Below are 16,817 nucleotides of genomic sequence, written 5' to 3' on the forward strand. Positions count from 1 at the left end.
CAAGGTCATGGCAACAAAACTTACTACCATTACAGGACAATATCATAGTTACGTAGCAGATCAGGTGTTAACACACTATCAGCTTAATGAAACTATCGATTATTTTGATGACCAAAACCGATTGAACAGAATCTCTCTTACTGGTACAGGAATTGTATGCGGTCTTCAGGTATCGACCAATGCCGGCTACACTACTGTAAGTATAACACAGGGAACCGGAATTACGACCGATGGCGATTTGATAAAATTATCAAAAAAACCTGATTCTGCTGGTCAGGCGCTGGCAACTGCCATTAAACAAAAATTGTCCTCAATTGATCTTCAAAAGATTGACTATAAATCCTATAAACCTTTTGACACCGATAAAGGCAATTATCCGGCTTTTAAAAACAATAGTAATGCACTATTGCCTATTTGGGAATTACTGCCTGAAAAAACACCGGGAACTGCTCCTGAAACTGGTGAATTACCATTAACGAATTTTGTTAATCTAAAAAATCATGTCGTTTTATTATATCTTGAAAGTTATACAAAAGATGCTGCTTTGTGTGATGAGGTTGATTGTTCTAACAAGGGTGGAGAAGAAATTTTTAATCTGAGAGTACTTGTAGTTAACCAGGCAACTGCAAATATTATTATTGGTAAAAGTCCGTCGCCGGAAAGAGATCCTCTTTATAATAAATATGATGTTTTTCAAAAATACAGTGCGCTTGAAGAATTGGGTGTAAAAAAAGTAATACCAACATTTAACAGTACTTCAACAGCCACTAAAATAAAACAGCTTTTTAATGCCGTTGTAAACGATTCATCATTTCGAACAGATTTAATTACCAATTTAACTACGCTTCTTTCCTCTTTTGGTTTTACAGCGCAGCTTACCACAATTACAGCCCGCATCAATGCATTATTTACAATAGACCCAAATAATATTCCGGCAGATATTCATTACCGATACGATTTATTAAAAGATATTATAGCAACTTACAAAGAGCTGAAAGATCTTTTTATTCAGATAAAATCAGAATGTAATCCGCCGATAAATTCATTTCCAAAACATTTATTTTTAGGATTTGTAGAAGACAATAATCGCTTTAAAGACTACAGACATCAATTTTATAAAGCATCTGTTTTAGATCAAAATAAAACTTTCAGCAATTTTGAATCTTTGGTCAGAAGACTAAAAGGCATTTTAGAAAATTATCAGGTAACTGCCAATAGTATTAAAATAACGCCTTCAAAAACGATGGGAAAACTGGGTTCAAAATCGGTTCCGTATTACTACAATGTCGATGATAATTTACTGCATGCCTGGGATTATGAAAAAAGCAGCCTTTACATTCATAAAACCAATTTTAGTTATCATACAACCAATTTAGCAAACGAAGATTATATCAAAGCGCCGCTGGGTTATTGTATCGACGATTATGATTTTTACCGAATCGAAGGTTATTTAAACGACAGTGTCGATGATGTTAAAACGTTTTTAAATACTAAAAAAATAGAATACGGACTTGATTTTGATTTTTATATTCTGGATGTAGTCGAAAACGCTGCCGATTTAAAAATTTTATTCAACACCAATTATTCGTTTGAACACAAAGCCGGCGTAAAAAAAGGCGGTACTTTATTGTTATTAAAATCCGGAACGACATTTATAACTGATTTTTCAATTGAAGGAAAAATAAGTCCAGATAATGGTTTGGGCTGCTGTACAATTATGGGCTGCCTCTATCCCTGGATTAGTTCTTTGCGCTATATCAATAATTTATCAAGAAGTACAAGAGGAACACAAAGCCGACGTATTGAAATGCCAACTCATTACAAATTAAGCATTAAAAAATATTCTATAAATGGAGTTAATTTAATCACAAACAGAGTTTTAGTAAATATTCCGCTGGATCAGATCCTTTCACGTCGTTTGCATGTCGTTATGGAAACACTAAACAACCTTTTCCCAACAGGTCTTTTATTTGATTTTATCGAAGAAGAAAAAAAACTGAGAATTATGCGACTTGAAAAAGACGTTTTTGAATTTGAAGTTCAGGATATCACACTTTCAAATTCTGCTCCAACTTACACTTTTACTGAAAACGGTGTAACCAAAAATGGTAAACTATTCTCTACAAACAAAATAAGCTGTGCAATCGTGAACTCACATAAAGCTAATATTTATAAAAAAATCCACGCTAATTACGATCCGATTAATAAAGACGATGACGATTTTGGACGTTTTAATGACGATTGGAGCAAATTTGAATATTTAAGAGGACGATTGAGATATCATCAACTTACCAGAGAATGGAAAAGATTCCCAAAAACGCTGGAAGATTTTTATACCATTCCTATGAATTATGAAAGCCAGGCAACTGAAGATACAATCGTAGCCGATGATTTACTATCGATTGCAACCCAAATACGAAACATAAATAAAAATTACACGGATATTTATATCGGCGGCGACTGGGTAAACGGAAACTGGGTTAATCCTACTATGCAGGATTATTACGAAAGAAATTATACTAATACCGACGATGAGTTGATATTATTTATGAATTTGAGAAAAAAGATTCATAATGAACAAAACGTGAGTAAATATATGATTCATATTGATACCACAAGAGCCGTAAAAACAGAAGAGTTTGATGAATTACTAAGCAGATATGAGAAAAGAGCAGAAATCTATTTCTACAAACCTACTACAGGCAACTTCATTAAAATTGAAGAAAACCGTATGAGAAATTTAAAAAGAGTAACTAAGCCGGTCGTTACTAAACCAATTGTTACTAAGAAAGATACCAAAGGAAAAGGTGATCCAAAATAAAAAAGCTTGAGATTTATATCTACACGATACATCTCAAGCTTTAATGGGGAGCTGCTATCAATTACGACAACTATCTTTTCCCAGTATAACCTCTCGGTCAGACACAAATGTAGGAAAAAGTTTTTAAATACCAAATAAAAATGATAAAAAATTCACATAGTATCCAGAAAGTTTTTTTAGAAATAGACACGAGCTCAATGCAAACGGCTAATTCTATCAAAAACAACCTTGCTGTGTTCCTGCAAAACGAAATGTTTCCGCTAATTGAAAAGCAGTTTAACCAGATAAAAAGTATTGACAATCAGATAATTCAAATAGAAAAATTAGAACTATATATTGAATCAAATACAGGAAAAAATGATGTTTCTTTTACTAATTCTGAAACAAAAAATGATATAAAAAACCGCATCGAAAAAGAGATTGAAAAAGCTTTAAACGAATTAAAAAAGACTTCTAAAAATGAAGAAAAAAACCAACCTGAATGGCAGGAAATTTCTCTAAAAGATAAACAAATTAAAACTCTGCTTTATTTTATAGAAAATGGAAATATGCCGTGGTGGATTTCTAAAGAAGATGAAATTCTTTTTTTTAAAGAATTAAACTTTAATGAGCTTCAAAACGATACTTTCCAAATTGCGTTTCAAAAATTAATTCGTCAAAAAAAAGTTCAAAAGAGAATAATAAATCAGTTTTCAAATCAGGAAATCGTTTTTTTGAGTTCATCAGCAATTTCAAAAGCAGAAACTCAGCAAACAACAATTTCAACAAACCGTTTATTACAATTACTCAATCAAAAAACGCACAGTTTTAAAGTGCTTTTCTGGGAGTCAGTTTTTGATTTTTGGATCGAAAAAAAACCAATTCACCTCATCAAATTCTATTATCAGGAAGAAGCACAATTTTCATCAAAAAAAATCTCTTTTGAACTTTTTATACAAAACATAAAAACATTTGTACCGCTTGATTTTACTAATGAAGAACTGTTACAAACCAAAACAGATTATTTAGCTTCTGAAAAAGAAAATTCAGTTATAAAATCTAATTCTGATTCAGAAAAAGCAGAAAAAATAATAGAACCCTTTTTTGAAAATGAGATACGAAAAGACGAATTAATGGTAGAAAACGATTTTCAGCAAGAGTTATATATCAGCAAATCAGAATCATGTTATGTACAAAATGCAGGATTGATTATTCTGCATCCCTTTTTAAAAGAAGTTTTAAAAAGCTGTCGCGTAATGAGTGATGAAAACATTCTTTTAGACAAAGAACTGGCGGCGCATATTATGCATTATGCCGCAACAAAAAGAGAAAATGATTACGAACATTCAATGCTTTTTGAGAAGTTTTTATGCGGAATCCCGATGCAGGAATCTATACAAAGAGAAATTAAAATTGAAGACTGGCAGAAAGAGCAGGTCGAGGAAATGTTAGAATCGGTTGTTCATCACTGGTCTGCTTTAAAAAACACATCTACAGCTGTTTTAAGAAGCGAATTTTTGCAGAGAGAAGGTAAACTGGACTGGAGCGAATCGAACCCAAAACTTACAATTGAACGAAAGACACAGGATCTTTTGTTAGAGAAAATTCCGTGGAATATCAGCATCGTAAAAATTCCGTGGATCCAAAAATTAATCTACACCCAATGGTAAAAATTTATAGTCATGAGAGCATTTGAACAACGTAAAAAAAATAATCCTGCGAGCGGTAATGCCTTTTTTGAACCAAAAATTCAGAAAAAACTAAAAACCGGTACAGCAGGAGACCAATTTGAGGTAGAAGCCGACAAAGTTGCTGATAAAGTGGTGAATAAAAATTCGGCTGGCGGCGGAATTTTGCAGTCGAAAGAAAAAATACAGCAAAAACCTATTTCGGAAACCATTACTTCTGTTCAGGCAAAAGATATGAAGGAAGAAGAACCAGTTCAAAAAAAGTCGAATAAAAAAGAAGAAGATAAACTTCAAAAGAAAGATAAGAAAGATAAGGAAGAAGATAAACCTGTTCAGAAAAAATCTGACAAAGAGGAAGAAAAACCAATTCAGAAAAAATGTGCCGAATGCGAAAAGGAAGAAAAAGTTCAGAAAAAAGACAAAAAAGAAGAAGAAAAACCTGTTCAAAAGAAAGGTCAAAATTCTGAAACTGAAATTCAAAATAATGATTTAGAAGGAAAACTGAACAAATCTAAAGGAAGCGGGACGGGTATGGACAAAAAAACAAAAACAGAAATGGAATCCGGTTTTGGTTCTGATTTCAGCAATGTAAAAATCCACACCGATGCACGTGCCGTACAAATGAGCGAAGAACTTGGTGCGCAGGCTTTTACCAATGGAAACGATGTTTATTTCAACGAAGGAAAATACAATCCAAATTCACGAGAAGGAAAACATTTACTGGCACATGAATTAACGCATACTGTTCAGCAGACAGGAAATAAACAAAAATCCGGTACGATTCAAAAATCATCTATGGAAAACCATAATGAAGATTTGCTGGCAGAAAGACCAGAAAACCCACAATTTAAAGGCAATCCTCCACTTGAAAAAGCAAACGATAATCAAATGCTTATTTCAACTGGACAAAAAGGGCAATATATTGCAGAATTACAAAATGGACTGATGCAAACCGGGCAAAGTTTACCAAAATTTGGTGCCGATGGAGATTTTGGAAGCGAAACCCGAAATGCCGTGATTGGTTTTCAGACAGATAATCATTTGAACAAAATTGACGGTATTGTCGGTCCGGAAACAATGGGCGCTTTAGACAATAAACTAGTAGAGCAAAAAGGAGGAAAAAAAGGCGGATGTGAAGACACTGTAAATTTTCAAAAAGGACCTTTCTTAAGTGAAGAAAGTGCCGGTTTTTTTAGTACTAAACAATGTCCGAAAGTTACAATTACAATAAACGCTACTGCACAAATAGTTAATTTTCATAATTGTGCTACTTTAAATATTAGCATAGATCATGTTCAACGAACCAGAAGAACCATACAAATTGATAACTCTGGAAAAGGTCATTTTCAGGAAACATTTACTTTAAGAAACCATACAGATCTACATAAATTATTTTTTACGATGCCTTCAGATTGTAAAGGTATGGGTGATACATTCACCGTTAGCGGAAGTATTCATCGTCATTCATAAATTATTTTTTTATAAAAATGCCAGCTTTCAACCAAAAATTAAAACCAAATGTCTCTACTCAATCCGCTTTTACTTCAAGACGGAGCGAGGATTTTTTTGGTGTTCAGGCAAAACTCAATATTGGTAAATCGAATGATAAATATGAAGTCGAAGCCGATAAAACTGCTGATAAAATAGTATCAAATAGTTCAAAAAAAACGGCAGAACCTTTCTTTAGTTCTTCTACGATACAAAAAAAGGAAAACAAGGAAAATGAAATTCAGGAAAAACCATTAGCAGAAACCATTACTCCTGTGGTTCAGCTATCGCCAATTCAAAAATGCGATTGCCAAGATGAAAATGTTCAAAAAAAGGAAGATGAAACTGAACCTGAAACAACTGTAAATTCTGGTTTTGAAAATCAATTAAACAGTTCAAAAGGCAGTGGTACTCCACTTTCTAAAGAAACTAAAACAGAAATGGAATCTGGTTTTGGAGTCGATTTTAGTAACGTAAGAATCCATAATGATTCAAATGCCGTGCAAATGAGTCAGGAAATTGGAGCGCAGGCTTTTGCGAATGGAAATGATATTTATTTCAACGAAGGAAAATACAATCCAAATTCCCAATCCGGAAAACATCTTTTAGCGCATGAATTGACGCATACGGTTCAGCAGGGAAATAAACCAAAACTACAAAGACAAGTAGTTCCAGAAGAAAGTTCCCCTCCACCAAGAGTTGAGCATAGAATATCTACATTATTAAGTTCCCTTATTGAATGGGATGCCGCCGGATTACTGAGTGCTCCGTATTTACCTTATGATGTTCCAACAATACCGCAAATACCTGTAACACAGGAAGAAGCCGCTTCTATGGCAAGCGCCGCTCCAGCACTTATAGCAGGGTTAACCGCTCCATCTGCAGCGGCAGCAACCGGAACAGGATCAACTGGAGCAGCAGCAACCGGAACAAGTGCATTAGAAACAGCCGCTGCAAGATGGGGTTCGGCATCGGTTATTGAAGGAGGAGCTGCACTGGCAGAAGGAGGAGCTACAGCAGCAGCTGGTGCAGAAGCCACTTCTGTACTTACTAGAATAGCAATGTTTTCTGCCGAGGCTGCACCTCCAGTTGCTTTCTTTACCATTCTATTATGGCCAAGTTCTACTGCACCTCGCTGGATGGATGAGTTAAACCCAATAACTGGAGGCCCTTATGCATCTCCAAGAGAATATGACTGGGTTAACCGGTTATCTCCTGCTCAAAGAGACTATTTAGACTATCTAAATAGAGCGAGAAGAATGACACCAAGAACAACATCTGATGAAGAAACAGATCCAAGAATAGAAATTGTTCCGTTACCAGATCCAGCACCGCAGCCAGAAGAAGATGATAATAGAACAGGATGCAAAAGCAGAGAGATTACTAGATTAGGAGGCCATGCAAGACATGACGCTTATGCTACAAAAGTATCCGGCAGACAATATGATTATAATCTATGGCCAGGTCCTCCATTTTTAGCTATTAATTATGATGGACAAACAAGTCATACAGTTGTTTGGGAAGTTAAAGTTGGTTTTGGCTGGTTTTTTAACCCTGCTATGATTAGTCTTAGAGATCTAACCTTAGCACGATTTGATGCTCAGAAAAACTTTGGCGTTTTTGTTGCGCAAAGATGTGCATATTATCACATGTGGTCTATACCTGATCGTCATGTTGCTTTGTTACTTAATACTCGTTGGGGAGGATACCCTCCTGTTTTAAGCATCCCAGAATAATGAATAACAACAATTTTACATATAACCGTTTCAAAATTCTAAGCAAGAAGCAATCTGATTTAGAATTATCAAAAAAACTTCTGGCAGTTATCAGCGAGCTAGAAAAACATGATTATGAAAATAAAACAGTAAAATATCTTGGTGACCAATACTTCGAAAATGAAATTTCAGTAGATGAAATTTCAAATTATCTTAGTAAAAAACAAGATGATATAATAGTATTTAGCAATGAGACTAAAGAATTCAACATTTTTCTAACTGAAGAAATATGTGGAGACGGAATTTATGATTGTTTATGGTTTTCTTTTAATTCATTAATAAATGATTTTCCGAAAACACCTGATTTAAAACCTTTTTTTGAGTTATTAAAAAGCATGTTTAATAGCTTTAAAGGATTATATGCATATAGCGAAGATGAACAAATACTTCAAGTTTATTTTGCTGAAAAAAGTTATAATCAAGTTATATCGCAATTACCTTTTGAATATCAAAAATTTGTTCCTAGACCTAATCTTGATATTATTAATCATTTTAATATTCCTGCGCATTATACAATTAACAAAATTGATATTACCCAAGTACCAAATGGTTTTTGGTGGATTAACTTTTTATCAAAAAATCAAATCGAAAATTTAAACTTAAATAACTCTGAAAACTCTGATTGGTATTATATAGAAATGGTCAATAAAGATTGCAATATGTATGTTTTAACAGAAACTTTTTTAAACATAAACAGCAATGACCATCTTTATAAATTACAAAATTTAATTATTAAAACTGAACTAATTTCTAAACAGGAAAAATTTAAAAAATGAGTGTTTTTGCCAAAACTTCAGCCGGAAAAAGCAATCTCAATCCTCATAACAAAGGAAATGAGAAGGGATCTTTTTTTGGTGTTCAGGCAAAACTCAACATTGGCAAATCAAACGATAAATTTGAAGCAGAAGCTGATAGTGTGGCTGATAAAGTTATTTCAAATAAAAAAAACACAGCTCCTGAAGCATTTTTTACACCTTCGCCAGTTGTTCAAAGTAAAGCTTCTGCCGAGCTAAATTCGCAAAATAAAAATGGCGAAATTCAAAAGAAAAACGCTGTAGAAGGAATCTCTACAGTTGTTCAGCCAAAACTAAAAGTAGTTCATAATAAAGGAGCAAATTCGGATTCTTTTTTTCATGCTTCGCCAGTAATGCAGAACAAACGAACTGCTGAAATTCAGAAAAAAGATAATCCGGAAAAAGAAGTTCAAAAAAAGCCAGAAATCAAAAAAGTTGTTCCGGTTGTTCAATTGAAATTAGAAAAAGAAGAATCTGTTCAAAGTAAAATTGAATCTCCTAAAACAAAAGATAAATCAAATGTTTCACAGCCTGTAATTCAACAGAAAAAAGAAGAGGATATTCAGAAAAAAAATGCAGTTGAGAAAGTAGAAACAACTCAAAATAAAACTGAATCTGTACAAACTGAAAAGCCAAAAACCAAAGAAAAAATTCTTCCTCCAAAACCATTAATTCAAAAGAAAAAAGAAGAAGAAATTCAGGCTAAAGAAGAAGAGGAAATTCAGGCTAAAGAAGATGAAAAAGAACTCCAAATGAGTTCAGCTTCAGATACACCTTCTGACACTTCAAACTTAGAAAGTACCTTAAACAGCAGTAAAGGCGGCGGAAGTCCATTATCCGGAAAAGTAAAAACCGAAATGGAATCCGGCATTGGTGCCGATTTCAGCAACGTACGCATCCACAATGATTCAAATGCAGTTAAAATGAATCAGCAATTGGGCGCTCAGGCTTTTGCAACCGGAAACAATATTTATTTTAACGAAGGAAAATACAATCCAAATTCGCAGGATGGCAAGCATTTATTGGCTCACGAATTAACACATACTGTACAGCAGGGAGCAGCTATTAGAAAAAAACCGGAACCAATCTCCCCTGCTCCGGAAATGATTCAGGGGTCGTTCCTCGATTTAGTTCCAAACTGGATAATCGATCGGGCACGACACATTCCCGGTTATACTCTTTTTACTGTTATTGTGGGTTACGATCCGTTACGTCAGGTTGATGTTGAACGAACTCCAATTAATCTTGTAGAAGGTTTAATGGGTCTTATTCCATTCGGAACTGCCATTTTCGATAAGCTTCAGGAATATGGAATTCTACAGCAGGTTTTTGACTGGGTCGAAGGAAAACTTGGAGAACTAGGATTAACTATTGACAGCATTTTGGATTTAGTTGAAGATGTTTGGCATCAATTATCTTTTCCTTACAGAGGCATCATAGATTTAATTACTGAAAAATTCAACGAATTAGTTAACAGAATTACCTCATTTGTAAGCGCAACTGTAGATCAGGTAATTACATGGATAAAAGAAGCTTTGATTGATGTTGCTGAACCTATTTTGGCAGAAAACAAAGCCTGGTCATTAATCAAAAAAATAATCAAATATGATCCGTTACGCGACGAAGAAGTTACAGCAACAACTGTAGAAATATTAGAAGATTTCTTAATACTGATAGACAAGCAAACAGAATTGGAGCAAATGAAAGAAAAAGGAACGCTCCAGAAAACAGCCGACTGGCTTGATACTCAGGTTGGAACTTTCACTTCTTTATTAGGCGAACTCCGCGGACTTATAACGGCCGCCTGGGATGCGATTCAGCCGTCAAACTTAGTTAATATTGCTGACAATCTTTCTGCACTTGCTGCTCAAGCTGGAGGATTCCTGCAAAGAGTATGGGATTTTGCTTCGGGCGTAGCACTCAAAGTTTTAGAACTTGTTAAAGATTCGCTTTTAGCATGGCTTTCTTCTCAAGCCGCTACTGTTCGAGGTTATTCACTGATAAAAGTAATTATTGGCCGCGATCCTTTTACTAATGAAACGGTTGAGCGAACAATTCCTAATGTAATCAGAGGATTTATGAGTTTAATGGATGGCGGGGAAGAACAATATGCTCAAATGGTAGAAACGGGTGCAATTGCTCGAATTACAGGTCAGATTGAAGCGGCTGTAGCCACTTTAAACATGACTCCACAGGCTATTATTCAGCTTTTTACTGATCTTTGGAACTCATTTACAATTGATGATCTTATTCATCCGCTTGATGCTTTTGTCCGAATTATCGAAAAATTCGGCGAACCAATTGGACGTCTTATTGCTTTTGTTGCAGAAATTATCCGAATCGTAATTGTCGCTATCCTCGAAATTATGAATTTCCCTTTTGACTTAATCGGAAATATCATAACGAGAGCCATGCAGGCAATTGAAGATATTAAAAAAGATCCTATTGGTTTCCTTAAAAATATACTGCGTGCCATTAAACAAGGTTTCGTTCAGTTTTTTGACAACATTGTTACGCATTTAATTAGTGGTGTTACGGGCTGGTTAATGAGCGAATTGAGAGATGCCAACCTTCCTGTATTGACCGATTTTTCTTTACGAGGCGTGATTTCGTGGGTACTTGAAGTTCTTGGAATTTCGATGGAGAAAATATGGGAAAAATTGGCTGCTCATCCAAGAATTGGTCCTGCACGCGTTGCCCGAATCCGCGGAATGATAAATACGCTAGAAGGAATCTGGACTTTTATAAAAGATGTTCAGGAACGTGGTATGGCTGCTATTTGGGATAAAATTCAGGAACAGCTTAGCAATCTATGGAATACAGTTCTCGATGCTGTGAAAAACTTTATCATGGAACGCATCATTAACCGTATTACAGCGAGACTATTAAGCATGTTAGACCCAACAGGAATTATGGCTGTGATAAACGGCGCCATGGCGCTGTACAATGCTATTCAAAGTTTTATAAAATACCTGCGTGAAATGCTCGAAGTTGTCAATTCGTTTGTTAACGGCGTGGCCGATATCGCAAAAGGAAATGTAACAACAGCCGCAAACTACCTCGAAAGAACCATGGGCGAAGCCATGCCAATTGTAATTGGATTCCTTGCGAATCAGGTTGGTCTTTCAGGAATTGGAGCGAGAATTGGCGAAATGATTATTTCTGTTCAGCAAATGGTTGATGAGGCATTAACATGGTTAGTGAATCAGGCTGTAGACAGAGGAATGGCTTTATTGGACAGAGTGATGGGAAGAGGTGAACCTGAAGCGGCAACGCCTTCGGGACCAATAGCGGGAGCTCTAGCTGAAATTGATTCTGAAACTGAAAAAGAAAATGATGAGGGAGAAGTTACTGCTGAAGAAGCTCAAGCCATTAAAAATAAAGTCAATACAGATCAGTCATCTGTCATCAATATTTCTTCAGTAACTGATGGCGGAGAGACTTGGGATTATAATTATGTTCAATTAATGGCTTATCAAAAACCTAAGAAGAAAAAAACAGAAATTAAACCTCCTGTATTGGATCAAGGAAGATCAAAGACAGTCGTCGTGGATCCGTTAACTAACCTTGCACCTCAAGGAGGCAGTACCGCAGGAGGAAGAGTTAACAGAAATGTTATTGCCGGTAATACTCACATTGACACTCATATTGCAAAAAATGCTGGGAATCAATCAGAAGCAAAAGGAGTGCATATATTATCTGCGAGTTTATTTGGACCAGCAAGTAATTGGAATCTTGTTTTTGGATCTCAATCTTTAAATACAAACATGGATAACGGACCAGAAACTATTGGCAAAAACAATAAAAATAAAACCTTAAAATATTCGATGACTGTAAATTATTATGAAAATACAAGGAATGATGCTGTGTTTTCATTACCATCACCAAGCCCAGCTCAACTTAGACTAGCTTTAGGTTTTTATATTGCGGAATCAATTACTGCAAAAGTTGATGAAGTAAACGGAACTACAGTAACATCTCTATTTGATAATGATGTGCCTGGAAGTTTTCCTAATCTAGTATCAGTACCTGCTCTTGCACCGGAAGTTTTAATTGTAAATCTTCTCAATGCAAATAAAATAGCCGGAACCATTACTATCGGAAGTGATGTATATACTAAAACAAGTTTTACTAATTTCTTACAAATTGCAAGTAGTTTGCAAAGAGATAATACAACAATATCAAATGCTCTACAAACATTAAATGTTCCTGGGGGCGCAGTAACCAAACATGGAACTAATTATTACGTAAAATGAAAAAAAAATATTCTAAAGAGGTAGAAGAATTATTCTCATACGGAGAAACAAATCTTACAATGAATTGGCCTAATTATGTCAAAGAATTAGGTTTAACAAAAGAACATGCAGATGAATTAATTGACATTATAGACAATTCTGATCTTAGCCATGCAATCTCGGGTTTTACAGTAGAAGATTTTGCACCAAGACATGCTTGGAGAGCATTGAGCCAACTCAAAATTAAAAAAGCTGTAAAACCGCTTTTGGATGCTTTGACAAATAAAAAAAATGAAGAAGCATTTGATTATCAATATGAACTTCCAAAAGTATTGGAATTAATTGGACCAGAAGTTATACCTGAATTAGAATTATTTCTCCAAAATGAAAAAAACGAATGGAATTTTAAAGTTATCATATTTAAGGTATTAATTGAATTCGCTATTCAAAAACCAGCTTGCAGAGATTATGCAATGATAATGTTTAATGATTTGTTTATAAAATATCATAGTAATCGCATTTTTATCTCGCGACTTCTAAATGAGATATTCAAAATTAATCCTATTGAATATGAATTAATAAAAGATATTGTCCTTAAAGACAAATATGATTTTTCAACTATAGATCAAGAAAAACTTATGCAGTTTATAAAAGAAACCAAATTATTTGATCAGAATAAAAACAAATAGAAAAAGGAATTATTATACTTAATTTGATCACAATGGAAACAATCTTCACATACCTAAAAAACCAATTCATATTTCAACTCGATACACTCTTTCAAGTTGAAAATCCGATGGAAAAACCTGTCTTAAATCAGCTTGATTCTAATGGTTTTATTGATGAATTTATTATCGAAAATAATCTCACTGAAACTGATATTCTCATTTTAGGATTAGCTCTGGTTCCACACATGAAGCCTGATTTTTTAAGCTCCATTATTGCCGAATATTTACCAAATGGCGGTGAATTACCTGAATTTGGCGGAATCAAAACAAAAAACCACCGCGGGATTTTACCAACGGGCGAAACAGCTCAGTTTTTAATTGCCGGAAATGATCTCGAGGAACGAATTTCGTTTTACAATTACCTGCATAACAGCTCTTTTCTCTATCAAAAAAGAATCATCAAATTAGAATCTGTTCCAAATGGTGAACCTAAACTGAGTGGTTTATTGATATTAGAAGATGAATATATCGAGAAATTCATAACCGGAAAAATTCTGAAACCTCAGCTTAGCAGTAATTTCCCTGCCCAGTTAATCGAAACTCAATTAGACTGGGAAGATTTAGTTCTCAATTCTAATACTTTAAATCAGATTAAGGAAATAGAAACCTGGCTTAAATTCAATGAAATTCTGCTTCATGAATGGAATATGAAAACCAAAATAAAACCGGGTTTTAGAGTAATGTTTTACGGCGCACCGGGAACGGGAAAAACGCTTACGGCTTCACTTTTAGGAAAATATACCCAAAGAGATGTCTACCGAATTGATTTATCGATGGTGATTTCGAAATACATTGGTGAAACCGAAAAAAATCTTTCTTCGCTTTTTGACAAAGCGGCAGACAAAGACTGGATTTTGTTTTTTGATGAAGCCGATGCTGTTTTCGGAAAAAGAACCAATGTTAGAGACGCTCACGATAAATATGCCAATCAGGAAGTTTCATATTTATTGCAGCGCATAGAAAATCATCCCGGATTGGTTATTCTGGCTTCTAATTTTAAAGCCAATATTGACGCTGCTTTTACACGTAGATTTCAGTCAATAATTGAGTTTGAGGTGCCAACTTATAATGAACGTTTACAGCTTTGGAAAAATAATCTGCCGCAGGGAATTAAAATTGCCGAAGATGTAAACCTCAACGAACTCTCAAAAAAATATGATATTACAGGAGCTAATATTGTAAATATTATTCAATATGCCTGTTTGAGAACTTTAGAGGATAAAAACGAAAGTATTAATCTTAACCATCTACTTCAGGGAATTAAAAAGGAATATGCTAAAGAAGGGAAAATGATGTAAATATTATTCGATAGTACTATATTCTTTTGTATTTACAACTTTACCATTGACAATTTTTTCATAAATATTTTTATAATGTGCAACCGAATCGTTTTCACTAACATCTGACTTGGTTATAATTTCAGAATATTTTATTGTCCCATTTTTATTAAAATAATGCTTCTTGATAATTTCATTATCCAGAGTAGATGAACTTGTCGAAAGTATTCTATTCGCATTATCTATTCTTTCTATTACATTGTCGGACAGTTCTTCTGAAAATTCAAATGATTTTGTTTTTTTGTCAAACAAATATATATTCACCTTGTCTGTTGTGGCGTTACTCCCTTGGCTTGTGATCAAAAAATCTTTAAAGCCATCAAAATTTAAATCCTGAAAATGTTCGTTAAAATAATCTTCTGCATTAAAATCATTTCCCGATTTAAAATAATCAGAATAGCTTAATAAAATCCGCTGTGTTTTATAATCTCTTAATTCTATTGTTGTTGCTCCAGAAACAGAATCAATTTGTTTCCAGTTACATTTTATATCATTGATGCTAAAAGGTTCACTTATTTTTACAGAAGTATCTATTTGGGTTTGGGAAAGTTCTTTAACTGAAACCTTATCTTTGCGATCTTTTTTTAAAGAAACATTTTCTGCCGTATTTCTAGAGCTCATTAAAAGTAAAATAATAAATATCGAAATAAGATTTTTCATTTTTAGATGTTTTTAGAATTGAATCTAATAAATGATAAATCTAATTGATTTTTAAGTACAAATCTTCATTTTAAAATTATATCTGTTCTTATTTTTACTCAAACTGGCACGAGCAAGATGCTCGTGCTAGCGGGAGAATTGTATTTTCTAGTAAGCATTTCTTCAATTGCCTCTAGTTTTAACTAGAGGAATCTGGGAAAGTTCTAAAAAAGGCTTTAGCCAAATGCGCTTTTAGGCTAAAGCCATGTTGAATTAATTTGTGTCCCTCTAGTTAAAACTAGAGGCTATTAATATTCAATTGATCTGCAATTGCTGCTACATGTTCTTCATCAGTTCCGCAGCAGCCGCCAAAAACATTTAAATGCGGAAAAGAATCTTTTAAATCCCGATACTCTTTTCCTAATTCATTTGGAATTCCTCTGTCTAATTCGGTAGCTTCATCGAGCTCGGCGTGGCTTTTACACGAGGCATTGGCTCTGATTGCTCTTATACGTTTTACCCAATTTTCGTTTTGATTTTCTTTAAGTTCGTTTAAAAAATGAGTGGGATGCGCGCAATTTATCATATAATATATGGGCGCAATATTTACATTTTGATCTACTTTTTCGATAGCTTCTTTTAAGCTCATGCCTGTTGGGAGTTTTCCATCGGTTTCGACCGTAAAAGAAATAACAACGGGTAGATTAAATATTTCAGCCGCTTTTACAATTCCGATAGCCTCTTCGACATAATTCATCGTCATTGCCGAAACTAAATCAATTTTAGTGTGGCTTAAAGCTTCAATTTGTTTAGAATGATAAAGTTGTGCTTCTTCAGCATTCATACAATTTTCAGGAACATATCCATCGCCGCGCGGACCTATGCAGGCACTTATAAGAATCGATTCGATATCATTTTTAAATTCTGCTTTTAAATCGGTCAAAAGTGCGACTGCTTTTTTATTTATTTCAGCTAAGTCATTTTTAGAATAACCAATTTTTTCAATCCAATCCGGATTGGCGCGCCAAGTTGGAGCTTCTAAAATAAAATTGGTTTTGTACTTTTTGGCGATTTCTAAATATCGGATATAGTAATTTTTAATCGCATTATATCCTTCTTGATTCTTTAATAAATCAAAAGCGGCAAAACAAGGAAGATCAAATCCTTCCAGAAAAACCAATGTTGTTTCGAGTCCGCCATCTGTTAAAAAAAGATCATTCGATTCATGGGGCAAAATAGTTCCGTTCTCTTTCATTTTCTTTTCACATTTAAAACATTAAACAACTAAAAATCAACTAAATACATATATAAAATTACAAAAAACACGTTCTAA

General features: G+C 34.2%; 10 protein-coding genes. 8 read left to right on the top strand and 2 right to left on the bottom strand.

Translation table 11 applies throughout. The annotated features are described in order from the left end of the window. The first annotated feature begins 7 nt into the window (after positions 1-7). The 8 genes from BUC29_RS00115 to BUC29_RS00150 all read left to right on the top strand — a co-directional run bounded on the left by BUC29_RS00115 (position 8) and on the right by BUC29_RS00150 (position 14,806). The gene (locus BUC29_RS00115) at positions 8-2,821 is read left to right on the top strand and encodes a hypothetical protein (protein ID WP_073412245.1); all 2,814 of its coding nucleotides are present in this window, start codon (positions 8-10) and stop codon (positions 2,819-2,821) included. Between the two features lie 140 nt (positions 2,822-2,961). Next, complete coding sequence (locus BUC29_RS00120) at positions 2,962-4,470, top strand: contractile injection system tape measure protein (protein ID WP_139260361.1); 1,509 nt, start codon at positions 2,962-2,964, stop codon at positions 4,468-4,470. A 12-nt stretch (positions 4,471-4,482) separates the two neighbouring features. After that, positions 4,483-5,958: an eCIS core domain-containing protein gene (locus tag BUC29_RS00125; RefSeq protein WP_073412249.1), complete on the top strand. Its 1,476-nt coding sequence runs from the start codon at positions 4,483-4,485 to the stop codon at positions 5,956-5,958. Positions 5,959-5,975: 17 nt separating this feature from the next. After that, positions 5,976-7,712, top strand: coding sequence for an eCIS core domain-containing protein (locus BUC29_RS00130; protein WP_073412251.1), 1,737 nt, complete (start codon positions 5,976-5,978; stop codon positions 7,710-7,712). Further along, positions 7,712-8,527, top strand: a complete 816-nt coding sequence (locus BUC29_RS00135) for a hypothetical protein (RefSeq protein WP_073412253.1) — start codon at positions 7,712-7,714, stop codon at positions 8,525-8,527. The genes BUC29_RS00130 and BUC29_RS00135 overlap by 1 nt, the downstream gene beginning before the upstream one ends. Beyond that, positions 8,524-12,801, top strand: a complete 4,278-nt coding sequence (locus BUC29_RS00140) for an eCIS core domain-containing protein (protein ID WP_244160727.1) — start codon at positions 8,524-8,526, stop codon at positions 12,799-12,801. The genes BUC29_RS00135 and BUC29_RS00140 overlap by 4 nt, the downstream gene beginning before the upstream one ends. After that, positions 12,798-13,469, top strand: a complete 672-nt coding sequence (locus BUC29_RS00145; RefSeq protein ID WP_073412254.1) for a hypothetical protein — start codon at positions 12,798-12,800, stop codon at positions 13,467-13,469. The genes BUC29_RS00140 and BUC29_RS00145 overlap by 4 nt, the downstream gene beginning before the upstream one ends. A 32-nt stretch (positions 13,470-13,501) precedes the next feature. After that, positions 13,502-14,806, top strand: coding sequence for an ATP-binding protein (locus tag BUC29_RS00150; RefSeq protein WP_073412256.1), 1,305 nt, complete (start codon positions 13,502-13,504; stop codon positions 14,804-14,806). Positions 14,807-14,809: 3 nt separating this feature from the next. Here the strand turns inward: BUC29_RS00150 and BUC29_RS00155 are convergent, their stop codons facing one another. Together BUC29_RS00155 and BUC29_RS00160 are read right to left on the bottom strand one after the other, a co-directional pair. Next, positions 14,810-15,505, bottom strand: coding sequence for an XAC2610-related protein (locus BUC29_RS00155; protein ID WP_073412259.1), 696 nt, complete (start codon positions 15,503-15,505; stop codon positions 14,810-14,812). Between the two features lie 277 nt (positions 15,506-15,782). Beyond that, entirely contained in the window at positions 15,783-16,739 is a 957-nt protein-coding gene (locus tag BUC29_RS00160; RefSeq protein WP_073412261.1) for a homocysteine S-methyltransferase family protein, read from the bottom strand. Positions 16,740-16,817 lie beyond the last annotated feature (78 nt).

Origin of the sequence: Flavobacterium defluvii (assembly GCF_900129555.1) — a bacterium.
GTDB lineage: Bacteria > Bacteroidota > Bacteroidia > Flavobacteriales > Flavobacteriaceae > Flavobacterium > Flavobacterium defluvii.

Coding starts and splice junctions, on each gene's coding strand:
- BUC29_RS00115 (WP_073412245.1), top strand. CDS start 8: ATGGCAACAAAACTTACTACCATTACAGGACAATATCATAGTTACGTA.
- BUC29_RS00120 (WP_139260361.1), top strand. CDS start 2,962: ATGATAAAAAATTCACATAGTATCCAGAAAGTTTTTTTAGAAATAGAC.
- BUC29_RS00125 (WP_073412249.1), top strand. CDS start 4,483: ATGAGAGCATTTGAACAACGTAAAAAAAATAATCCTGCGAGCGGTAAT.
- BUC29_RS00130 (WP_073412251.1), top strand. CDS start 5,976: ATGCCAGCTTTCAACCAAAAATTAAAACCAAATGTCTCTACTCAATCC.
- BUC29_RS00135 (WP_073412253.1), top strand. CDS start 7,712: ATGAATAACAACAATTTTACATATAACCGTTTCAAAATTCTAAGCAAG.
- BUC29_RS00140 (WP_244160727.1), top strand. CDS start 8,524: ATGAGTGTTTTTGCCAAAACTTCAGCCGGAAAAAGCAATCTCAATCCT.
- BUC29_RS00145 (WP_073412254.1), top strand. CDS start 12,798: ATGAAAAAAAAATATTCTAAAGAGGTAGAAGAATTATTCTCATACGGA.
- BUC29_RS00150 (WP_073412256.1), top strand. CDS start 13,502: ATGGAAACAATCTTCACATACCTAAAAAACCAATTCATATTTCAACTC.
- BUC29_RS00155 (WP_073412259.1), bottom strand. CDS start 15,505: ATGAAAAATCTTATTTCGATATTTATTATTTTACTTTTAATGAGCTCT.
- BUC29_RS00160 (WP_073412261.1), bottom strand. CDS start 16,739: ATGAAAGAGAACGGAACTATTTTGCCCCATGAATCGAATGATCTTTTT.